General features: G+C 36.4%; 23 protein-coding genes. 17 read left to right on the top strand and 6 right to left on the bottom strand.

The window, feature by feature from the left end; genetic code table 11:
* Window positions 1-69: 69 nt before the first annotated feature.
* Genes C1634_RS07040 through C1634_RS07030 form a run of 3 tightly spaced genes read left to right on the top strand, consistent with a single transcriptional unit; the run spans window position 70 to window position 2,938 of the window.
* Entirely contained in the window at window positions 70-1,413 is a 1,344-nt protein-coding gene (locus tag C1634_RS07040) for a cytochrome ubiquinol oxidase subunit I (RefSeq protein WP_109738128.1), read from the top strand.
* On the top strand, window positions 1,410-2,414 hold the full coding sequence (locus tag C1634_RS07035; protein WP_109738127.1) for a cytochrome d ubiquinol oxidase subunit II: 1,005 nt from the start codon (window positions 1,410-1,412) through the stop codon (window positions 2,412-2,414). The genes C1634_RS07040 and C1634_RS07035 overlap by 4 nt, the downstream gene beginning before the upstream one ends.
* On the top strand, window positions 2,402-2,938 hold the full coding sequence (locus tag C1634_RS07030) for a ClbS/DfsB family four-helix bundle protein (protein WP_317047486.1): 537 nt from the start codon (window positions 2,402-2,404) through the stop codon (window positions 2,936-2,938). The genes C1634_RS07035 and C1634_RS07030 overlap by 13 nt, the downstream gene beginning before the upstream one ends.
* Window positions 2,939-2,974: 36 nt before the next feature.
* Here C1634_RS07030 and lysS read toward each other — a convergent pair whose 3' ends face one another.
* The 4 genes from lysS to C1634_RS07010 all read right to left on the bottom strand — a co-directional run bounded on the left by lysS (window position 2,975) and on the right by C1634_RS07010 (window position 6,585).
* Entirely contained in the window at window positions 2,975-4,669 is a 1,695-nt protein-coding gene (gene lysS / locus C1634_RS07025; protein ID WP_103234142.1) for a lysine--tRNA ligase, read from the bottom strand.
* Between the two features lie 387 nt (window positions 4,670-5,056).
* Window positions 5,057-5,989, bottom strand: coding sequence for a 23S rRNA (adenine(1618)-N(6))-methyltransferase RlmF (rlmF, locus tag C1634_RS07020; protein ID WP_103234143.1), 933 nt, complete (start codon window positions 5,987-5,989; stop codon window positions 5,057-5,059).
* Window positions 5,990-5,992: 3 nt separating this feature from the next.
* Window positions 5,993-6,367: a c-type cytochrome gene (locus C1634_RS07015; RefSeq protein WP_103234144.1), complete on the bottom strand. Its 375-nt coding sequence runs from the start codon at window positions 6,365-6,367 to the stop codon at window positions 5,993-5,995.
* Complete coding sequence (locus C1634_RS07010) at window positions 6,367-6,585, bottom strand: hypothetical protein (RefSeq protein ID WP_103234145.1); 219 nt, start codon at window positions 6,583-6,585, stop codon at window positions 6,367-6,369. Before C1634_RS07010 ends, C1634_RS07015 begins: the two co-directional genes overlap by 1 nt.
* 192 nt (window positions 6,586-6,777) lie before the next feature.
* On the opposite strand from C1634_RS07010, the gene C1634_RS07005 reads away from it, so the two are divergent.
* From C1634_RS07005 to lipB, 12 genes are all read left to right on the top strand, one after another.
* Window positions 6,778-7,230: a cupin domain-containing protein gene (locus tag C1634_RS07005; protein ID WP_103234146.1), complete on the top strand. Its 453-nt coding sequence runs from the start codon at window positions 6,778-6,780 to the stop codon at window positions 7,228-7,230.
* A 155-nt stretch (window positions 7,231-7,385) separates the two neighbouring features.
* Window positions 7,386-8,027 (top strand): hypothetical protein, encoded by a 642-nt coding sequence (locus tag C1634_RS07000; RefSeq protein WP_103234147.1) that lies wholly within the window; start codon window positions 7,386-7,388, stop codon window positions 8,025-8,027.
* Between the two features lie 249 nt (window positions 8,028-8,276).
* On the top strand, window positions 8,277-9,701 hold the full coding sequence (locus tag C1634_RS06995) for an anthranilate synthase component I family protein (protein WP_103234148.1): 1,425 nt from the start codon (window positions 8,277-8,279) through the stop codon (window positions 9,699-9,701).
* Window positions 9,702-9,742: 41 nt separating this feature from the next.
* Entirely contained in the window at window positions 9,743-10,345 is a 603-nt protein-coding gene (locus C1634_RS06990; protein ID WP_103234149.1) for an anthranilate synthase component II, read from the top strand.
* Window positions 10,346-10,386: 41 nt separating this feature from the next.
* Complete coding sequence (trpD, locus tag C1634_RS06985; protein WP_103234150.1) at window positions 10,387-11,373, top strand: anthranilate phosphoribosyltransferase; 987 nt, start codon at window positions 10,387-10,389, stop codon at window positions 11,371-11,373.
* 180 nt (window positions 11,374-11,553) lie between these two features.
* Window positions 11,554-12,333, top strand: coding sequence for an indole-3-glycerol phosphate synthase TrpC (gene trpC, locus C1634_RS06980; RefSeq protein WP_109738126.1), 780 nt, complete (start codon window positions 11,554-11,556; stop codon window positions 12,331-12,333).
* A 12-nt stretch (window positions 12,334-12,345) separates the two neighbouring features.
* Window positions 12,346-13,041 carry a phosphoribosylanthranilate isomerase gene (locus tag C1634_RS06975; protein ID WP_103235633.1) on the top strand — a complete coding sequence of 232 codons (696 nt, stop codon included), beginning with the start codon at window positions 12,346-12,348 and terminating at the stop codon, window positions 13,039-13,041.
* Window positions 13,042-13,057: 16 nt separating this feature from the next.
* Window positions 13,058-13,570 carry a hypothetical protein gene (locus C1634_RS06970; protein ID WP_109738125.1) on the top strand — a complete coding sequence of 171 codons (513 nt, stop codon included), beginning with the start codon at window positions 13,058-13,060 and terminating at the stop codon, window positions 13,568-13,570.
* Entirely contained in the window at window positions 13,567-14,115 is a 549-nt protein-coding gene (locus tag C1634_RS06965) for a GNAT family N-acetyltransferase (protein ID WP_109738124.1), read from the top strand. The genes C1634_RS06970 and C1634_RS06965 overlap by 4 nt, the downstream gene beginning before the upstream one ends.
* 4 nt (window positions 14,116-14,119) lie before the next feature.
* Window positions 14,120-15,304, top strand: coding sequence for a tryptophan synthase subunit beta (gene trpB / locus C1634_RS06960; RefSeq protein ID WP_103233735.1), 1,185 nt, complete (start codon window positions 14,120-14,122; stop codon window positions 15,302-15,304).
* Between the two features lie 86 nt (window positions 15,305-15,390).
* Window positions 15,391-16,125, top strand: a complete 735-nt coding sequence (gene trpA / locus C1634_RS06955; RefSeq protein ID WP_109738123.1) for a tryptophan synthase subunit alpha — start codon at window positions 15,391-15,393, stop codon at window positions 16,123-16,125.
* Between the two features lie 31 nt (window positions 16,126-16,156).
* Window positions 16,157-16,885: a lipoyl(octanoyl) transferase LipB gene (lipB, locus tag C1634_RS06950; protein ID WP_103233737.1), complete on the top strand. Its 729-nt coding sequence runs from the start codon at window positions 16,157-16,159 to the stop codon at window positions 16,883-16,885.
* Between the two features lie 131 nt (window positions 16,886-17,016).
* On the opposite strand, the gene C1634_RS06945 is transcribed toward lipB, so the two are convergent.
* A complete protein-coding gene (locus tag C1634_RS06945) occupies window positions 17,017-17,577 on the bottom strand; it encodes a DUF6705 family protein (protein WP_103233738.1) in 561 nt (186 codons plus the stop codon).
* A 9-nt stretch (window positions 17,578-17,586) separates the two neighbouring features.
* The gene (locus C1634_RS06940; RefSeq protein WP_123921413.1) at window positions 17,587-19,086 is read right to left on the bottom strand and encodes a hypothetical protein; all 1,500 of its coding nucleotides are present in this window, start codon (window positions 19,084-19,086) and stop codon (window positions 17,587-17,589) included.
* Window positions 19,087-19,785: 699 nt separating this feature from the next.
* Between C1634_RS06940 and C1634_RS06935 the strand changes: the two genes are divergently transcribed.
* Window positions 19,786-20,745: a protein-glutamine glutaminase gene (locus C1634_RS06935; RefSeq protein WP_123921411.1), complete on the top strand. Its 960-nt coding sequence runs from the start codon at window positions 19,786-19,788 to the stop codon at window positions 20,743-20,745.
* Window positions 20,746-20,851: 106 nt separating this feature from the next.
* Window positions 20,852-21,127 (top strand): hypothetical protein, encoded by a 276-nt coding sequence (locus C1634_RS06930; RefSeq protein ID WP_103233741.1) that lies wholly within the window; start codon window positions 20,852-20,854, stop codon window positions 21,125-21,127.
* The last annotated feature ends 19 nt before the right edge of the window (window positions 21,128-21,146 follow it).

Here is a 21,146-nt window from a genome sequence, read left to right as displayed (position 1 = left end):
TCAACTGTTGTAAATCATATTCAACATCAATAATTTATGCGTAAATTTATTTACTGAAAAGTTGATATTATGGATGATTTTATAGCAGCACGCGCTCAGATGGCACTTTCTCTGGGCTTTCATATCATATTCTCCTGTGTGGGTATGGTGATGCCTTTTCTGATGGCTTTTGCCCATTGGAAATACCTAAAAACCAAAAATGAAGTATATAAAGGATTGACAAAAGCATGGAGCAAAGGGGTAGCTATCCTTTTTGCTACCGGAGCTGTTTCAGGAACCATGCTTTCTTTTGAACTGGGGCTTTTATGGCCTGGTTTTATGAAACATGCCGGTCCTATTTTCGGAATGCCCTTTTCTCTTGAAGGAACCGCTTTTTTCATTGAAGCGATTGCTATCGGCTTCTTTTTATATGGATGGGATAAATTCAACAAATGGTTTCACTGGTTCTGTGGATTTCTTGTAGGACTGAGCGGACTGGCTTCCGGAATTCTGGTAGTAGCCGCCAATTCATGGATGAACTCTCCGACCGGTTTTGATTATATCAATGGACAGTATCTTAATATAGATCCCATTAAAGCAATGCTGAATGACGCATGGTTTCCTCAGGCTCTTCACATGACTGTGGCTGCTTTTTGTGCGACAGGATTTGCTGTGGCCGGTGTACATGCCTTTATGATCATGCGAAAAAGAAATATTGAATTTCATACCAAAGCTTTTAGAATTGCTGTAGGTTTTGCCTTGATTGGAGCATTTGGAGCACCTTTAAGCGGTGATATTGCAGCAAAATCGGTAGCAGAAAGACAACCTATTAAGTTAGCAGCCATGGAAGCTCACTTTGAAACGGAAAAAGGCGCATCCTTTGTCATTGGTGGAATTCCTGATGAAGAAAAGGAAGAAATAAAATATGCCATTAAGATTCCTAAAGTATTAAGCTTTCTGGTGAGTAATGATTTCAATGCTGAAGTAAAGGGTCTTAAAGATTTCCCGAGAGATGAATGGCCTCCGATTGCAGTTGTTCATTATGCTTTTCAGATCATGATCTTCTTCGGAGTGGTGATGATTGGTATCGGGGTTATTTATTTATACGCCTTCTTCTTCAAAAAGGAATGGCTGAGTAAAAACTGGTTATTAAAAACCTTTTTAATAGCAACTCCTTTCGGATATATCGCTCTGGAAGCCGGATGGACGGTTACCGAAGTGGGAAGGCAGCCCTGGATCATTTACGGGATCATGAGAACAGTAGATGCCGTTACTCCCATGCCGGGAATACAGTATTCTTTCTACTTCTTTACCGCTATTTTCATATCCTTATCATTGATTCTTGTTTTTCTTTTAAAAAGACAAATCCAAATGGTACCGAAGCTTTACGATCCTACCGACTCTCAGTTTAACGATAAAAACAAACCATCATGATCTACGTTGTAATAGGTTTTCTCTGGCTATCCATCTGTCTTTATATTATTCTGGGAGGTGCTGATTTCGGAGCCGGAATTGTAGAGCTTTTTACCCATAAAAAAGCCAGAAATAAAACCCAGGAAATTATGTATGAATCCATAGCTCCTGTATGGGAAGCCAATCATATGTGGCTGATCATTGCGATTGTAATTCTCTTTGTGGGATTTCCCGAAATCTATACTACGATGTCTACCTATCTGCATATTCCTTTAGTCCTGATGCTTTTAGGGATTATTGCAAGAGGAACAGCGTTTACTTTCAGACATTATGATGCTGTAAAGGATAACTGGCAGGTTTTATATACCCAGATTTTCTACTATGCGAGTCTTTTAACACCTTTCTTTTTAGGATTAATTGCTGCGGCAACGGTTTCACATTCTATCAATCCTGATGCTGTAGGTTTTCTGGATTTATATATTTTCAGCTGGCTGAACTGGTTTGGGGTTTCTGTAGGCTTATTTACGGTAGCGCTTTGTGCTTACCTTGCTTCTATCTTTTCATTAAGAGAAACTCGTGACAAAGCTGATCTTTTATTAATGATCAAAAAATCCAAGCAGACGATGATCTTTGTAGTAATTACAGGAATATTGGTATTTGTTACTGCTTATATTTCAGATATTCCTCTTTTGATGTGGGTATTTTCCAAACCTCTGGGGATTATGTCTATTGCCTTTGCTACCATTGCCTTATTGCTTATTTTAAGAGCTCTAAACCGTCAAAAATTGCTTCCGGTACGAGCATTGGCAGGATTTCAGATGGTGATGATTTTGGTGGCGGCAACCTATCAGCATAATCCTGATATTATTTTATTAGGAAACGGGCAGCATCTTTCACTGCTGGAGCATATGGCACCTCCGAAAACGATTGCTGCATTGGGATGGGCTTTGATGCTGGGCTCCTTATTTATCCTTCCGTTTTTATTTTATCTGATGGCTTCTTTCAGTAAATTGAGAAAATAGGTAAAATATGCAGAGTTATAAAGATAAAGCAGATCTTAATTGAAGAGCTGAAGAAAAGATATCTGCTGTATGATCAGGAATTTAATGATATAAAAGAAGATGAAAAAGATCTTCTGCGGTCTGGAGTTGACAAAACGCCGTCGCAAAATATTTCCTATCAATTGGGATGGACCCACTTGCTTTTTCAATGGGAAGCTGATGAAAGAAAAGGAATTGAAGTAAAAACACCAACTCCGGAATATAAATGGAATAATTTGGGAGGATTATATCAGTCTTTTTATGATGAATATGGATCTTATAGCTTACAACAACAAAGAGAACTGCTGAAAAATAAGATTGATGAAATTATTGACTGGATAGAAAACCTTGATGATGATACATTATTTACTCCCGGGCAAAGAAAATGGGCAACGACTCCCGCTCAATGGCCGGTCTGGAAATGGATACATATCAATACCGCAGCACCATTTAAAAATTTTAGGGCACAGCTTCGGAAATGGAAAAAAGAAAAAGGTACAGAATAACTCTGTACCTTTTATATTTATATTTTCTGAGAAATATTAAGCCAATTTTATCAAAAGATTTTCGTCAATCTTCTCTACTTTCACAATATTATTTTTAGTCAAAGTCTTAGAAGCTTTATCCCATTTTTTTCCTGAAAGTTTAGACTTTTCTTTCACCTCACTTAGAGAAAATTGCTCACCTGATTTCAAAATATCAAGAATAGCATGTTCATCTTCTCCCAATTCAATTTGAGGAACCGCTTTTTCAGGTCTCATCTGAGGGAAGAATAATACTTCCTGGATTGACGCGTTATCCGTTAAGAACATGATCAATCTGTCCATACCGATTCCTAACCCTGAAGTTGGAGGCATACCATATTCAAGAGCTCTCAGGAAGTCCTGATCGATGAACATTGCTTCATCATCTCCTCTTTCAGATAATGCCATCTGTGCTTCAAAACGCTCTCTCTGATCAATAGGATCATTAAGCTCTGAATATGCATTGGCAATTTCTTTACCACATACCATTAATTCAAAACGCTCTGTTAAGCCTTCTTTGCTTCTGTGTTTCTTTGTCAATGGAGACATTTCGATCGGGTAATCTGTAATGAACGTTGGCTGAATGAAGTTTCCTTCACATTTCTCACCAAAGATCTCATCAATCAGTTTTCCTTTCCCCATCGTCTCATTTACTTCAATACCAATAGACTTAGCAAAATCGTATAATTCTTTCTCCGTTTTTCCTGTGATATCGAATCCTGTAAATTTCAGGATCGCCTCTGTCATGGAAACTCTTGGATAAGGAGCTTTCCAATTGATTGTATGCTCACCAAAAGTAGATTCTGAATTTCCATTAACCTGAGTGGCACAGAATTCCAATAATTTCTCAGTGAAATCCATCATCCAGTTGTAATCTTTGTAAGCTACATAGATTTCCATAGCGGTAAACTCTGGGTTGTGCGTTCTGTCCATCCCTTCATTTCTGAAGTTTTTAGAGAACTCATACACTCCGTCAAAACCACCTACGATCAATCTTTTCAGATATAATTCGTTAGCAATTCTTAAATATAATGGAATATCCAACGCATTGTGGTGCGTGATAAACGGTTTTGCAGCAGCTCCACCAGGGATAGACTGTAGAATAGGTGTTTCCACTTCAAAGTAACCCGCATCGTTGAAGAACGTTCTCATGGCATTGAACAATTTTGTTCTCTTCACGAAAATTTCTTTCACCTGTGGATTTACTGTTAAATCTACATAACGCTGTCTGTATCTTAGTTCTGGATCTGTAAACCCATCGTGTACAACACCATTATCATCCGTTTTAGCCTGAGGAAGAGGACGTAAAGCCTTGGTAAGAAGGATAAAGTTTTTCACTAAAACAGTCTTCTCTCCTACCTGAGTCGTAAACAATTCTCCTTCGATACCGATAATATCGCCGATATCCAAAAGGTGCTTGTATACTTCATTGTATAATTCTTTATCTTCTCCCGGGCAGATCTCGTCTCTGTTGAAATAAACCTGAATTTTTCCTTTAGAATCCTGCAATTCTGCAAAAGAAGCCTTTCCCTGAATTCTGCGCGACATCAATCTACCGGCGATCTTCACCTGTTTACTTTCAGAAAAGTCCTGTTTTATAGATTCTGTAGTGTCTGTGATTGTATATTCATCCGCAGGGAACGCATTAATCCCCATTTCAGTAAGCTTATTCAGCTTTTCTCTTCTAATGATTTCTTGTTCTGATAATTGCATTTCTTATTTTTCTAAAAGCGTACAAATTTAGGCATTTTTGAGATGACCATCAATTGATTTTTTCATAAATCTAAATTATTTCCAAAAAATTGAGTTCAGTGGATGGTTTTATAAGTTGGAAATGGATATCATTTTGAAATAAGCATTGGTCATTTATTTAACCACAGATTTACAAAGATGTTTGTGAAAATATAGAACTATACTCTATCATACCTGTATTCAGTTTTGCCTGAAGCCTACTTCTATTGATGTAGGAAACAGATTTAGAGATTTAATGGCAAAATAACTAGCCCCGATAGGAACGTTTACCCCGCAACATGCACTGGCATTGAGCGTAGGCGTGAGGAGTATGAGTGGATAGCGGGATGAAGCTCCCAAAAGAAATTATTATTTGGTTTTCCAACCCTTTCGGTTCTGCTGGGGAATAAATGTCCAGGCCAGCATTCTGCTGATTTTTTGTCCCTGAGCCATATCAATAGTTTTGATTTGTATAGCTTTTACCTTTTTTAAAAGATGAGTCAGCTTACTGAGATTTTCCTTTTTCGAAACCAGACATGTGAACCAAAGAACCTGTGATGAAAACACTGCGCTTTCATTAATCATTTTTGTAATAAAAGCCAGCTCGCCTCCTTCACACCATAATTCCGACTGCTGACCTCCAAAATTCAGCAAAGGCTGCTTGGGTTTTGATTTCTTGAGATTTTTTGTTTTTCTGACATTCCCTTTTATGGCAGACTCTTCAGAGTCATGAAAAGGAGGATTACACATAGTAAAGGTAAACCTGTCTTCAGGATTAATGATATTTTTAAAAATATGATCAGCATCAGGCTGGTTTTTCAACTGAATGACAGAGGAAAGATCTTCATTCTGGTCCAGAATATGTTGAGCATTTTTCAAAGAATCCTGGTTGATATCTGTTCCCAGCATTGTCCATCCATACGACCTGTGACTGATCAAAGGATACACAAGATTGGCTCCAGTTCCTATATCCAGCCCTTTTACAGCGTTTCCTGTTGGGACTTCATTAAAATCTTCAGCTAAAAGATCGGCAATATAGTGTACATAATCTGCGCGTCCAGGAATGGGAGGGCAAAGATTGGTGTCCGGAATATCCCAGCCTTTAATATTATAAAAATGTAAGAGTAGAGCTTTGTTGAGCAGTTTAACTGCTTTTGGAATACTGAAATTAATGGTTACCGTCTGATAAGCATTAACAAAGACATAGTGTTTCAGTTCCGGCACACAAGAAATGAGCTGATCAAAATCATAGGGATTACGATGCAGATTTCTTGTGTGCAGACTGGATTTTTCAGTGGACATATTTTATTTCTTCTGACTTAAAATATATTCCACCATTTTTTTGGCATCTTCTTTAGATACCTGTGGATGGGCAGCCATAGGCACGCTTCCCCATACTCCACTTCCGCCTTCTATAATTTTGGAAGCCAACAGTTCTGTATCCTTTTCAGAGTATTTACCTGCAATTTCCTTATAAGAAGGTCCTATCATTCTCTCATTCACAGAGTGGCATCCTGAGCAGTCTAATGTTTCCATGATCTGATCACCTGAAAGATTAGATTTTGCCGGTTCTGAAACAGCAGTTGTTTCAGAAGAAGCTGCCACTTCTGCTGTATTTTCTTTTTTAGAACAGGAAAGGATCAGAAGACCCAGAGTTCCTGCCAAAAGTATTTTTTTCATTATTTCTTCGCTGTAGAATCTGTTTTAGCAGCTTCAGTAGCAGGGGCAGCCGGAGTTGCAGCAGCTGGAGCAGCAGGCTTAGCAGTAGAATCTACAACAGTAGCTGTTTCTGGCTCTTCAAGCATTGTGTTGCTATCCTGTAAAGAGTGATCTGCTTTTTTTGAGCAGCTTGCTAATAATAAACCTCCGATAAATGCGATTGCTAATACTTTTTTCATTTTTTTCTAATTTGGAAACAAAAATATAAAAAATAAACCTTTAAACTTATGACAAATGTTTTCTTTGATAAATATTTTTTAAGATCTGAATTTCAGTAAAAAATATTTCAAACTTTAGGGATATTTAAATTGGGTTGCTATTTTTGTAAAACGGATTATCCGAACCAAAATCAATCTATTAATAAACAATTTATGACTAAAGAAAATGTATTTGGTACAGCTTTTTTTGTTGTGCTAACTTCCCTCCTTTTTTCGTGTGATAACTCATCAAACGAACCACAATCAGAGTATTCAGATAAAATTGAATCGGTCACTTTGCTAAAAACCACAAAATCATGGGACGGAACGACTTACCCTGCCTATCCAGGCAAACAACCTGAAATTTCTGTTCTTAAAATTGCCGTACCGCCTAACAAAGCATTGGACTGGCATAAGCATTCTGTAATCAATGCGGCCTATGTAGAGAAAGGAGAAATTCAGATAGAAAGAAAAGAAGATGGTAAAACGCAATGGGTAAGAAAGGGTCAGGTTCTTCCGGAAATGGTAAATGTAGCGCACAGAGGAAAAACCGGAGATCAAGGAGCAACGCTGATTGTTTTCTATAGTGGAACCCCTGATATTCCTCTTTCGGAACCAGTAAACTAGTTGTTTTAAATGTTATGTTCGCAACGGCACTTCGTTGAGCTAATGACAGTGTCTTTTGCTGAGTGAAACGCCTTTGCGACCAATTTAACAGTAATTTAATAACATCTTGGCGATCCCAGCGTTTAACAAAAGATTATTATAGTTATATTTAATCCATGGTTTTAATTTCAAAAATCCTGTTTTTCACCAGCCATCATGGTTTTTATACTGTGATTCTGCTGTTTGTATTCTTTGGGCTTCTCTCCTATCTGACAAAAAAAGCATTGTTTTTGATCCCGATCATTCCTCTCGCGATATTAAACGGGTTCGGAGGGCAGTTCTTAAATGCCTGGTTCCTGAATAAATATGGTGTTGAAAGTACCGCTATTATCACCTCTGATGTGGAAACCAATTCTACTCTCAATGAGATGTATATTCACGATTATGAAGCTATTGTGAAGAAACAGGATGGGAAATACACCACTACTTTTTTTTCCACTACTTCTGCATCGATCTATCCCATCAGTAATTCAATCAGAATACCCAGTGATAAGGATATTCCTGTAAAATACATACCCGGATATGAAAAGAACATAGTCATCCTTTATGATCAGTCCAGAGAAGGAAAAATTTTATTAGAATACGAAAAGCTAGCCCCCGTCAATTCTGCAAAAACCAAGTATGAGGCAGACAAAACGAATAAGGAATTCATTGAAGAATATATAGGCGCATTGGAAGAGTATGTAAAAGAATATGATGATGAAACTTACAAAGAAAAAATCAAAGAATTGAAACATGAGCTCAAACAGCTTAAATAACAAGCTCTTATATTAAGTTTTTTTATTTTTCTGATTTTTTTATTCATTGTATTAAAAAAATTTCTACATTTGTCCCATGTTTAAAATGAGCAACAATATTTGGTGGTGGCTTTCAAACTCTTCGTCGGGTCTGGAGGTATTGTCATGTTGCTAATCACACAGCAGAAATAATAAAATAAACAATATATAGGCTTTGACGGATACCGTTAAAGCCTTTTTTTATTCTTAAATCTTACAAAAAACAACACGATGTATACGAACACCATTACAATAAAAACTGTTTCGAAAAAAACACTGGGAGACCTTCATACTCCCATGAACATCTACCTTAAGATCCGAGACAAATTCCGGGATACTATTCTTCTGGAAAGCTCAGATTCAAAAAGTATTGATAACAACTTTTCCTTTATTGCAGTGAATGCCATTGCCGGAATTGAAGTGAAAAACCTGAACGAATACGAAATAAAGCTGCCTGCTTCCCCTCCTGTAAAGCAGTTTATTATGGAGCGAAATATCACAGATATATTTGAAGAATTCCGAAAGATTTTCAAATGTGAAGAAACTAATGATCCTATTGAACAGACAGCACAGAGCCTTTTCGGATATACAAGCTTTGAAGCGGTACAGTTTTTTGAAAATATCAACCTTAAAGCACAAAGTAAGGAAGTTGAAATTCCTGTTTTGAGATACAGATTATACCAATATGTGATCGCTATCAATCATTTCAATGATGAAATGTCCATTATTGAAAACTCTATTGATGGGGTAAAATCTGAGTTTCATCTGTTGGAAAACCTTATTAAGAACCAGAATACTCCGGTTTATCCTTTTGAAAAAACAGAGGAGGAAACTTCTAATATTACCGATGAAGAGTATATTGAACTGGTAAAAACAGCCCAAAAGCATTGTATGCGCGGAGATGTCTTCCAGTTGGTTCTGAGCAGAAGATTTGAACAGAAATTCAAGGGAGATGAATTTAATGTATACCGTGCTTTAAGAAATATCAATCCTTCTCCTTACCTCTTCTATTTTGATTACGGAAATTACAAATTATTCGGATCAAGTCCTGAAAGCCAGTTGATTATTAAAGACAACAAGGCAATCATTCATCCCATTGCCGGAACTTCAAAAAGAACAGGAAATTTTGAAGCTGACCTTGAAGCTATTGAAGTGTTAAAAGCTGATCCTAAAGAAAATGCAGAACACACCATGCTGGTTGACCTTGCAAGAAATGACCTTGGAAAGCTTGGAAAAAATGTAACGGTTACTAAACTTAAAGAAATCCAACTGTTCTCTCACGTTATTCATATGGTAAGTGAAGTGACAGCAGATATTTCCGGTGACCTCAATCCTCTTGAAATGGTTTCTGCCACTTTTCCTCAGGGAACCCTAAGCGGAGCACCCAAGCATAAAGCCCTGCAACTGATCAATCAATATGAAAAAGATTCCCGTGGATATTACGGAGGATGTATAGGAATGATCGGATTGAATGGAACCTGCAATCAGGCTATCATGATCAGAACATTCTTAAGCAAAAATAATACACTCTTTTATCAGGCTGGTGCCGGTCTTGTGGCAAAATCGGTTCCGGAAAGTGAACTGCAGGAAGTCAACAACAAGCTGAATGCTCTAAAAAAAGCAGTTGAAAAAGCTGAAAAAATAGTTGAAGGTTAAAAGTAAATTCAAACAACTAGCAACACACTAACAAAAAAGAAATGAACAACAATATAAACACCCAGCAGCCACAGCTTAAAGTTCTCGTTTTTGATAACTATGACAGCTTCACATATAATCTTGTCCAGATTATTGAAAGAATACTGAATCAAAGAGTGGATGTAGTAAGAAATGATAAAATTACTCTGGAAGAGATTGAAAAGTATGATAAAATAATCCTTTCTCCCGGACCTGGAATTCCTGAAGAAGCAGGTATTTTATTGGAACTGATTAAAGAATATGCTCCTACGAAAAGCATCCTTGGTGTATGTCTGGGACAGCAGGCTATCGCTGAAGCTTTCGGAGGAAATCTTATCAACCTGTCTGAAATTTTCCACGGAGTAGCCACCACCACGGAGCTCGTAAAAGAAGACACTAAACTTTTCAAAAACTTAAGTTCAGGATTAGAAGTCGGAAGATACCACAGTTGGGCAGTCAATACAGAAGGTTTTCCGGAAGAACTGGAGATCACAGCCGTAGATAAAGACGGAATGATCATGGCTTTACAGCACAAGACCTATGATGTGCACGGAGTACAGTTTCATCCTGAAAGCATTTTAACGCCTGAAGGAGAAGTAATCATTAAAAACTTTCTTTTAGGATGAAAACATTAGAAAACCCCTCAACAACAATAAAAACGCCCCAAATGAAAGAAATACTGCAATACCTGTTCAACCACAATACGCTTTCAAAATCAGAAGCCAAAGCGACTATGATTGAGATTGCACAGAATAAGTTCAATACCGCAGAGGTTACTGCTTTCATCAGTGTTTTCCTGATGCGGAATATTACCCTGAAAGAAGTGGAAGGCTTCAGAGAAGCTTTGTTACAGATGGCTGTCCCTGTAGATATTGATACCAGTGACGCTATTGATATTGTGGGAACCGGAGGTGACGGAAAAGATACCATTAATATATCAACATTGGCCAGCTTTGTGGTAGCCGGAGCCGGGCAGAAGGTAACAAAACATGGAAATTACGGAGCTTCTACCATTACAGGCTCATCCAATGTACTGGAAGAACTGGGATATCAGTTCAAAAACAGTTCGGAACAGCTGAATGAAGATCTTGAAAGAGCCAATATCTGCTTTTTGCATGCTCCCTACTTTCATCCTGCTCTGCAATCGGTTGGACTATTGAGAAAATCTTTGGGATTAAGAACATTCTTTAATCTTTTGGGGCCATTAGTGAATCCTGCAAAACCTAAATATTCTATGATTGGAGTTTACAATCTGGAAATTGCAAGAATTTACCAGTATCTTCTTCAAAAAGAGGAACGTGAGTTTATTTTGGTGCATGGCCTGGATGGGTATGATGAGATAAGCCTTACCGATGACAGCAAAATCATTACAAAAAACGGTGAAGAAATCTATTCTGCAGAAGATTTAGGCTTCAATCCTGTAACGCTGGAAGATATTAAAGCAGGAAGCTCCATTCAGGAAACCGCAAAAATATTTATGAATATCCTGGAAGGAAAAGGGACAGAACAGCAAAATTCTGTGATCCTTGCCAATGCTTCAGTAGCCCTTTACAATACTCATAAATTTGGCACGTATGATGACTGTCTTTTCTTGGCTCAGGAAAGTCTGCAAAGTGGAAAAGCCTTGAATAGCTTTAACCTTTTGATTAATTAGCCCTATTATTTTTTAACCGTTAAGAATTTTTAAGGGATGAAGAATAGTTAAGATGATAGCTAAAGCTATTTATTCAGCCACATCCTTTATTCTCATCTTTGATGGAACTTAATTTATCTTATCATCTTAATATCCCTTAATGGTTTATAATTTTTATCATCTTATTAAATTCTGTATCAAATGACTATACTAGATAAGATTATTGAACGAAAAAAAGAAGAAATTGCTGCTGCAAAATCAAGCGTTTCTGTCAACCAATTAAAAGACTCTGATTTTTTTGGAAGAAAAACCTATTCTCTGAAAGAATCTATCAAAAATAAAAGCGGGATTATCGCTGAATTTAAAAGACAATCCCCTTCAAAAGGGATCATCAATAATAATGTTCAGCCCTTGGAAGTGGTTTCCGCTTACGAAAATTTTGGTGCCAGTGGAATTTCTATTCTCACTGACAGTGATTTCTTCGGAGGAAATTTCGATGATATTTTAAAAGTTAGGAATGAAATTAAAATTCCGATACTCCGAAAAGATTTTATGATTGATGAGTACCAGTTTTATGAAGCCAAAAGTATAGGAGCTGACGTTGTTTTGCTGATCGCTTCATGTCTTTCCCCTGCTCAGGTAGAGGAATTCACGGCACTTGCTCATGAACTGGAAATGGAAGTCTTACTGGAAATTCATACGGAAGAAGAACTGAAGCATTGTAATTCAAAAATTGACCTTGTGGGGATCAATAACAGAAATCTTAAGGATTTCAAAGTTGACCTTCAGCATTCTGTTCAACTGAAAAACCTGCTTCCAAAAGACGTATTATCTGTTGCCGAAAGTGGCATTTACAACCTTGAAGATTTTAAATTTTTAAAAGAAAAAGGATTTGATGGTTTTCTGATGGGAGAATATTTCATGAAAAATACAGATCCAGCCAAAGCATTTGAAGATTTTTCATTACAAATTAATTCATAACGATTACCTACAATGAACCTGCAACTTACCCATCCTCTTTCCCCTCAACTCAAAGTCTGCGGCCTTACAAAACAGGACCAGATTCAAGAGCTGATTGCGATGAAGGTAGATTTTCTTGGCTTTATTTTCTATGAAAAATCGCTCAGGTATGTTTTGAACCATCTAAGCCTGGAAGAAATTGCAAGTATTGACCATCATGGAAAAGTAGGTGTTTTTGTGAATGAAGAAACGGATGCCATTACAAGGATTGTTCAAAAAGCAGGGTTGAATTTTGTCCAGCTTCACGGTGATGAAAATAATGACTTTATTATTGAATTAAGACAAAAACTGAATCCGGAAGTCGGGATCATAAAAGTGATAAGAATAGGAAATGACCCCTCCGAAAACAAAAATAGAATAAAACAAACTTTCAGTCAGCAACCTACAACCGATAGCCTACAGCCTATTTCCTATTACCTGTTTGATACTGATGGTAAAGCATTTGGTGGAACGGGAAAACAGTTTGACTGGACCTTATTGAATGAATTTGAGATTCCTCTCCCCTATTTTTTAAGCGGTGGAATTTCAGAAGACAATATCGGAGACATTGAAACATTGAAACAACAGCCTTTTGCTTTGGATATCAATTCAAAATTTGAAACGGAACCAGGAAACAAGAATATTGACAGGATAAAAAAGTTTAAAACTTTATACCAGCAAAATAGATAAAAAATAAAAACACACAATGATGAACATACATTTGCTAAAGAAGACATTTTATAAAACATTATTTCCACCCAAATTCGGAAATGAAAAAATCCAGAATCTGTATCACTTTGTTTCTCAAAATGACAGCAATATAGAACATTGGGAAGTAGGTGGATTATTGTCTAAATTCATTAGCACTATTAAAGATTTTGAAGAAAGTGACATCCAGTATTTTTTTGAGAGAATCAGCCTCTGGAACAGTTATTATCTGGTTATTATTTCTGATAAATTTTTAGAAAATCATGTAAGATCAGTGGTAAAATATGATTTAGGACTGATTTATGCTAAAATATTTCTGCTGTATGAAGATTCCGATCCTTATTATCTGATTGATAACCTGGAGATTGCAATCACCATGTATCAGTCAAAAATAGATAAAGCAACGTTAATTGATTTAATGCATAAAATAGAATTGTTATATTATAAAAAACTGATTACCAAGCAACAGTACGATTACCATCTCACATTTATTAATAGTTTAAACCCATGAAATATCAGATAAAAGCAAGCAAGGATTTACTGGAACGTGAGATAGAACATATCTTGCAACTTTGGGACGTTTCTGCCTGGAGTACTATGAAACCAGACTATTTCCGTGCTTTTTTCAAAGATTCGGAATTTCATTTCCTATTGGATGCCGATGAAAATATACTGGCGGTGATACGGCTGAATTTTGATTTTACCTTAAAAATATCAGATCGTAATTATTCATTTGCAGAAGTTGTAGGACTTGTTTCCGCCTATGAAAAAAAGGGATATGGAGCCGCTTTGGTCCACAGTTTCAAAGAGAATGTCATTCAGAGAGCCTTGGAAACGATTGGCTTTTGTCATTCTGATCTTCGACCTTTTTATGAAAAATGTTCGATCGAAATTCTTCATGACAAAGCCAAAATGATCAAAGAAAGTATCGATTCGGAATGGGTTGCCTCTGATGAAGATGATGATATTTTGATTTTTCACGCTTCACAGGAAAGAAAAGAACTGCTCAATCAGCTAAGCTTACAAAACAATGCTTATTTAATTACTAAAGAATAAAAAAATGAATTATAAAAACCCCGATGAAAACGGATATTATGGAGAGTTTGGAGGAGCCTTTATCCCCGAAATGCTCTATCCCAATGTAGAAGAATTACAAAATAATTATCTTGAAATTATAGAGTCTGAAGAGTTTCAGGCTGAATATCAGGATTTGCTGAAAAACTATGTAGGTCGTGCTACACCATTATATTTTGCTAAAAACCTAAGTCAAAAATATAAGACTCAGATTTACTTAAAACGCGAAGACCTCAACCATACCGGAGCTCATAAGATCAATAATGCACTGGGACAGGTTCTACTGGCAAAACGCCTCGGAAAAAAAAGGATCATTGCAGAAACCGGAGCCGGACAACACGGCGTTGCCACTGCTACAGCCTGTGCTTTGCTTGGTTTGGAATGTATCGTCTATATGGGTGAAATTGATATCCAGAGACAGGCCCCGAATGTTGCAAGAATGAAAATGCTGGGTGCAGAAGTGATAGCCGCTACCTCAGGCTCAAAGACCCTTAAAGATGCGGTAAATGAAGCATTAAGAGACTGGATCAACAATCCTGTGACGACGCATTATGTGATTGGAAGTGTCGTAGGTCCTCACCCTTTCCCAGATCTTGTGGCAAGATTCCAGAGCATTATTTCAAAGGAGATCAAAGAACAGCTTAAGGAGAAAATAGGAAGAGAAAATCCTGATTATGTGATTGCCTGTGTAGGTGGGGGAAGTAATGCTGCCGGAACTTTCTATCATTTTGTAGAAGAAAAAGACGTGAAAATCATTGCTGCCGAAGCCGGCGGTCTGGGAGTAGATTCAGGAAAATCTGCAGCGACTACGTTTTTAGGAACTCTTGGAGTCCTTCATGGAAGTAAAAGTCTTGTGATGCAGACCGAAGATGGGCAGGTTATAGAACCTCATTCTATTTCTGCCGGACTGGATTATCCGGGAATCGGGCCTTTCCATGCGCATTTATTTCAAGATAAAAGAGCAGAATTCTTTAGCATTAATGATGATGAAGCTTTAAAATGTGCTTTTGAACTGACCAAACTGGAAGGAATTATTCCTGCATTGGAAAGCTCTCATGCCCTTGCTGTTTTGGATAAGAAGAAATTTAATGAAAATGATGTTGTAGTCATTTGTCTGAGTGGCCGCGGAGATAAGGATATGGAAACATACCTCAAAGAAATCAGAAGTTAGATGCTAGAAATTAGTATAGCATTACCCAGGAAATAAAACTCCCTTCTAACTTCTCATCACTAATTTCTAACTTCTATAATAAAGAAATGAAAAAACTAAATATATACTTCACTGCAGGAATTCCACAACTGGAAGACACCGCTGATATTATAAAACTGATTCAGGATTCCGGAGCAGATATGATCGAAATCGGAATGCCTTATTCTGATCCCGTGGCAGACGGACCAGTGATTCAGAAAGCTCACGAACTGGCTTTACAGAACGGAATGACAATTGAAAAGCTATTATCTCAATTAAAAGCCATCAAAAACGAAATCAGAATTCCAATTATACTGATGGGATATATCAACCCTGTATTGAGTTTCGGATTTGAAAAGTTCTGTGCAGCATGTTCCGAAAGTGGTGTTTCAGGATTGATTCTTCCTGACCTCCCTCCTATCGAGTTTGAGAAAAATTATCAGTCTATATTAAAGCAATATAATCTCAATTTTACCTTTCTGGTAACCCCGGAAACTTCCGATGAAAGAATGATGTATCTGGATTCTTTAAGTTCGGGTTTTCTGTATGCAGTAAGCTCCTCTTCTACAACGGGGAATGAAAATGCGGTCTTAAAAAATGAAAACTACCTTTCCAGAGTAGCTTCCCTCCCACTTAAAAATCCAGTGATGATAGGATTCGGAATTAAGTCGAAAGAGGATTTTGAAAATGTAACGGAAAAAGCGGATGGCGGAATCATCGGAACCGCTTTTGTAAATATTTTACTTCAGGATAAAGACTGGAAGAAAAGTGCCATAGATTTTATCCATTCCATCAAAGGGTAAAATTCACTAAATTTGTATATCAAAAATTGAAATGAATACAAATCAGAATAAAGCAGTAGAATTTGAAGATTTAGGGATCAAAGAATATCAGCCTGCCTGGGATTACCAGGAACAACTGATGAAAAATATCATTGATACCAAAATAAAAAACAGGGATCTTCCCGAAGAACAGCATATTACGACTCCGAACCACCTTCTTTTTGTAGAACATCCCCATGTGTATACTTTGGGGAAAAGCGGACATGAAGAAAATATGCTTGCCGGTATGGATCAACTGAAAAAGATTGATGCCACTTTCGTAAAGGTAAATCGTGGCGGAGATATTACCTATCATGGCTACGGACAGGTTGTAGGCTATCCTATCCTGGACCTTGAAAACTTTTTTACAGATATTCATTTATATATGAGAAACCTGGAAGAAGTGATCATCAGAACCATTGCCGAATATGGTCTTAAAGGAGAACGTTCTCCTGGAGAAACCGGAGTTTGGCTGGATGTTGGTAAGCCTTATGCCAGAAAAATGTGTGCTATGGGAGTGAAAGCTTCCCGATGGGTAACCCTGCATGGTTTCGCATTGAATGTAAATACGGATATGCGCTATTTTGAATACATTATTCCATGTGGTATCAAAGATAAGCAGGTGACTTCTTTAAAAAGAGAGCTTGAAAGAGAACTGACACCGGAAGAAATGGAAGAATTAAAGGCTAAGATCAGAAAACATTTTGCAGACGTTTTCCAGGCAGAATTGATCTACAAATAGTCTATATAAAATAAGATATAACAATCATAAAACCAGTTTCAATAATTGAAACTGGTTTTTTAAGAATGATTGGCTTTACATTTACATTTTGGTAAAGCCAAACATTGTTATTCAGCTTTAAAATCTTTAATCTACTGTCTTGTTAAAGATATTGATGTCTTATAAGGTATAGTAGGTTGATAACTAGGTGGACATTCTCCCCATGTAATGTCAGCATCTTGTAACATAAGTATACTCATTTTATTAGGAGTTTCTGGTTTAATTCTTAAATAAACAATACCTTGTTCACCACAAGCAAATTCACTATTCCCGACAAAATCCATCATATATGCTTTTAAGTCAGGTTGAAAATTATCTCCTCTAAACTTAGTTTTTGTATCATCGGTTTCATTAAAAGTATTATAGATAATATTCCCATTAGAATCAGTTACTTTCATTCTTCCAATTAATTTATCTTTTTTTATATCCTCACCAAGATTTAATTTCTTTATAAAATTAAATTCATATGTTTTTCCGTTATAATTTCCCTTCCATGTTCCTGCATATTTATCAAGAGAGTTGCTGCTGTCTTTTATATATGTGAAATTTGGACAATTCGATGTTACTCTACATTGAGCAACTGTTTCCAATGATACTGTCTGTGCGCTACATGAAGCAGTAAAAAGCGTTAGTGCAAAAAATAAGTATTTCATAATTTTTTTTTAGTTTGGACAATTTGTTTCTGTTGTATCTGTTTTATCATCATTGAGTCTAATTTCTGTATTTGTTCCGTCTGAATTCATTCTATACAAACTTACTCCTCTTACGTTCATATTATCATTAATAAATTTAAGAAAACCAATTTCTAAACTTTTCTGATTTCCAATCCTATCTTTCATTAAATCCGTGTAAACATTTCTAAAAGCTTCAGCTTGGGCATCAGTAAAAGTTTTTATTTGATATTCGGTTCCAGTAAAACGAATTTGGTAGTTCACAGAACTCGAAACCATTACAGCATAAACCTCTCCTAAATCATTAAAGCTATCTTTTGCATTCTTTACCATATCCATGAAATATCTTACATCAGCAGGAGAAAATATTTTTATACCTAGCCTTGTGGCATTTGCTCCTTCTGTAGTATCATAATATGTAAAATCATCAACATGGGTATGCATGTAACCTTTAATATTTTTATTTTCAGATAGGTCAGAATTAGGAAGCCCTAAGGAATTATTAGTCTCAGTAGCTGTAGCATTGTCTTTATATTCGTAATTACCGTTATTTCTTTGTATAAATCCAGTTTCCATTTTTAATCCTGTATTAGATTCTAGCAAACTCATTTTGGCATAAAAGTCGGCGTTTCTTCTTTGGGCTTTTATTTTCCCACAAGGCGTATATTTTGGATGTACAAAGGTCGGAATTGTTGGTGTTCCTTCATTAGGTCCACTCCCTAAGCCTGTAATACTTCCCATGTCACCACCTCCTGGTGAACCATCATCTCCCAAGGCTGTACTTGCAGTACAAACTAATGCAACCGTAGTAATGTGTTGAGCCGGATAACCTCCTTCACTCTTCCATTTACAGCCTCCCCATTCACTTTCATTATCAGAGTTATGTTCTCCTGTATAACAAGAGAAATACATATCTACTGTCTTATAAGAACAAGATTCGACAACTCCCATACTCCTGTTAGAAACGACTCCTCCATAGGTTCCTTTAGTAAGTTCAATTACACTAGCTTTTCCTTTAGTTTTCACTCCTTTTCCCAAAAGTAAATCTTGTTTTTCCTGTGGAGTGAAATTGTAAGTTATTAAAAGCTCTTTATAACTGCCATCAGGTAGGGAAGCCAATACCAAATTTTCTAAAGGTGCATTTTCAGGTGCGTTTTCTCTTACCAGATTGAATGTGTAAGTGTGGAAAGTAGGTCCAGATTCAATGTATGTTACATTGTCTGTGTCAATCGAAACGCCATTTGAATAATCAATTGTTTTACCTGATGCGTTGGTTTTAATTTCTTGTAAATTGTCTTGTACCTTTTGTAATTCAGTTTTAAGAACTAATTTGTGTTTACTTTCTTCCAGACTAATTGTTTTGGAGGTTGGTCTGAATTGACTGCTATTGTTGTAGGTTTCTTGTTCTGTTAATTGTTCATTCCTACAGGAATATAACAAAACCATAATGGTTACTAATGAGAGTAACCTCGAAATAAATTTGTTTTTCATTGATGTGTAAAATTAAAAATTTGTATTTTTTTTCAAGCGTAAATATATAAAAATCATTAAATCTCTATCATGTTGGAGATATCTTTTTGTTTTTATTCTTTACTGTATTGCAAATGTATATCTGCAAAGCGATAAAAATGAAGTTTTTTATCCTGAATCAAGTCTTGTTTTCATATTCTATTTTTTTTGCTAAATTGAATTTATTCTTAACTATTACTCTTACTATCTGAAGCAAAGCTACAATCGTAAGGCGACAAACTGTGTCGTACTATAATATAAGAATGCATTTTTTTTGGTTGGAAATTATAAAAATAAGAAAGGCGTGAGACTGAAGCCAATCCGATAAAGAGGTACCGCGAAGAACCCAACAGTTCAGATATGACTCACAGCCCTCACGCCCATATAGGTACGAGGGCGTAAGCCTATCATTTTTAGAACTGTTTTAGAAAATTCGCGGTTTTCTTTATCCTAAATGATAGCTTACGCTTTTTTATTTCGTTAAAATCTTAAGTGCGAAGATATAAATATTTTTTGAACAGTAGGTGTGCAAATCATAAAATCAAATATTATACGAAATAATTTATTTTTTGAAAAAAAACCTTGCATATATTTTAATTTTTATTACTTTTAATATCACAAAATAGTGAACTATTATGATTAAAAAGTTCACGAAAAATTAACCACCAAAATATAAAAACTATGAAAAAATTTCTGCTATCCATGATGGTATTTGTGACGATGATGTCATTCAATGCCTGCTCAGATTCAAGCGCCAATCAGGATCCGAATCTTGTAGCAAAAGAGTCTAACGAAACTGCTATGAAAGATTTCGGCAAGACCGTCCCGGTAGGGATCGAGAAAGAAGATGGAAAATTCAAAATCTCATTTATGGTTACTGCCCAGCCTTATGAAATTAAGGACAGTAAAGAAAATGCAGCTTATATTTCCATGATCAAAACGGCTGTTGAGAACGAAACACCTATTCATGTTTTCCTTAAGGCCAATACTAACGAAATTGCAAAAGTAGACAAAGCAACAGATGATGACATCCGTTATTTTAAATCTGTCTTCACCAAAGAAGTAAAAGAAGAAAACAGAAAAGCGGTAAGTGTTATTCCTAACCTGGCCACTTTAAACAGTCTGTTTGCTCAAATCAAAAATCAGGCTTGCGGAACTTCTACGGCATCTTCACCATGTATCACATTCAGATATCCTGTTGATGGATGCTATGCAAGAGCTCACAAAATGAGACAAATATTACTGAATGCAGGTTACGACTGTGAAAAACAATTCGTATATGGTAACCTGAGAGCTTCTACAGGAACTTGCTGTGTATCTTGGGTATATCACGTAGCGATATTGGTAAGCTTTAAGAATGCTTCAGGAGTTGTTGAGAAAAGAATCATAGATCCTTCATTATTCTCAAGCGGACCTGTAACTGATACTGCATGGAGAGCTGCATGTACCAATACCAGCTGTGGATCTGCTTCTGTATCTTCTTTCGCCAATACGGCAGGAAATGTTTACTACAGAAGTCCATCAGGATCTTTACTGTATGATAACAATTATGTAAATACCAACTGTGTATTGAATATATTCTCATCCCTATCAGGATGTTCACCTTCTCCTGCACCGAGTGTAGCTAGCTGTGGATTTTAACTAATTTATAGAGAGCTCCTGTATTTATTGTAATATATTGCAGGAGCTTTTTCACTTAATACTTTTCGTTATGAAACCCTGGTCCTATTTATTATTACTTTTTATTATGATCACATCTTGTTCCGGTAACTCCAGTTCACAGAATTTAACCTGGTATAACAATTCCACTATAACCAATATTACCGAAGATCCGGACAAACCGAACGAGGTTGTACGTATTTCTATCGGTATAAGTGCTCAGGTTTTTTATCTTTCAAAAAAATCCACTGACTACAAAATTCTTATGGAAAAAGCGACCCAAAGCTTTAAGAAAAGTAAAACATATGATATAGGTATTGAAAATAAAACCAATATCATCAAAGAGATTAAGGAGGTCAAATAATCATTGATCCTCCTCAAAG

Source organism: Chryseobacterium viscerum, from assembly GCF_002899945.2.
In the GTDB taxonomy this organism is placed as follows: domain Bacteria; phylum Bacteroidota; class Bacteroidia; order Flavobacteriales; family Weeksellaceae; genus Chryseobacterium; species Chryseobacterium viscerum.
This window is presented reverse-complemented; position numbering and strand designations above follow the sequence as displayed.

Coding starts and splice junctions, on each gene's coding strand:
- C1634_RS07040 (WP_109738128.1), top strand. CDS start 70: ATGGATGATTTTATAGCAGCACGCGCTCAGATGGCACTTTCTCTGGGC.
- C1634_RS07035 (WP_109738127.1), top strand. CDS start 1,410: ATGATCTACGTTGTAATAGGTTTTCTCTGGCTATCCATCTGTCTTTAT.
- lysS (WP_103234142.1), bottom strand. CDS start 4,669: ATGCAATTATCAGAACAAGAAATCATTAGAAGAGAAAAGCTGAATAAG.
- rlmF (WP_103234143.1), bottom strand. CDS start 5,989: ATGTCCACTGAAAAATCCAGTCTGCACACAAGAAATCTGCATCGTAAT.
- C1634_RS07015 (WP_103234144.1), bottom strand. CDS start 6,367: ATGAAAAAAATACTTTTGGCAGGAACTCTGGGTCTTCTGATCCTTTCC.
- C1634_RS07010 (WP_103234145.1), bottom strand. CDS start 6,585: ATGAAAAAAGTATTAGCAATCGCATTTATCGGAGGTTTATTATTAGCA.
- C1634_RS07005 (WP_103234146.1), top strand. CDS start 6,778: ATGACTAAAGAAAATGTATTTGGTACAGCTTTTTTTGTTGTGCTAACT.
- C1634_RS07000 (WP_103234147.1), top strand. CDS start 7,386: ATGGTTTTAATTTCAAAAATCCTGTTTTTCACCAGCCATCATGGTTTT.
- C1634_RS06995 (WP_103234148.1), top strand. CDS start 8,277: ATGTATACGAACACCATTACAATAAAAACTGTTTCGAAAAAAACACTG.
- C1634_RS06990 (WP_103234149.1), top strand. CDS start 9,743: ATGAACAACAATATAAACACCCAGCAGCCACAGCTTAAAGTTCTCGTT.
- trpD (WP_103234150.1), top strand. CDS start 10,387: ATGAAAGAAATACTGCAATACCTGTTCAACCACAATACGCTTTCAAAA.
- trpC (WP_109738126.1), top strand. CDS start 11,554: ATGACTATACTAGATAAGATTATTGAACGAAAAAAAGAAGAAATTGCT.
- C1634_RS06975 (WP_103235633.1), top strand. CDS start 12,346: ATGAACCTGCAACTTACCCATCCTCTTTCCCCTCAACTCAAAGTCTGC.
- C1634_RS06970 (WP_109738125.1), top strand. CDS start 13,058: ATGATGAACATACATTTGCTAAAGAAGACATTTTATAAAACATTATTT.
- C1634_RS06965 (WP_109738124.1), top strand. CDS start 13,567: ATGAAATATCAGATAAAAGCAAGCAAGGATTTACTGGAACGTGAGATA.
- trpB (WP_103233735.1), top strand. CDS start 14,120: ATGAATTATAAAAACCCCGATGAAAACGGATATTATGGAGAGTTTGGA.
- trpA (WP_109738123.1), top strand. CDS start 15,391: ATGAAAAAACTAAATATATACTTCACTGCAGGAATTCCACAACTGGAA.
- lipB (WP_103233737.1), top strand. CDS start 16,157: ATGAATACAAATCAGAATAAAGCAGTAGAATTTGAAGATTTAGGGATC.
- C1634_RS06945 (WP_103233738.1), bottom strand. CDS start 17,577: ATGAAATACTTATTTTTTGCACTAACGCTTTTTACTGCTTCATGTAGC.
- C1634_RS06940 (WP_123921413.1), bottom strand. CDS start 19,086: ATGAAAAACAAATTTATTTCGAGGTTACTCTCATTAGTAACCATTATG.
- C1634_RS06935 (WP_123921411.1), top strand. CDS start 19,786: ATGAAAAAATTTCTGCTATCCATGATGGTATTTGTGACGATGATGTCA.
- C1634_RS06930 (WP_103233741.1), top strand. CDS start 20,852: ATGATCACATCTTGTTCCGGTAACTCCAGTTCACAGAATTTAACCTGG.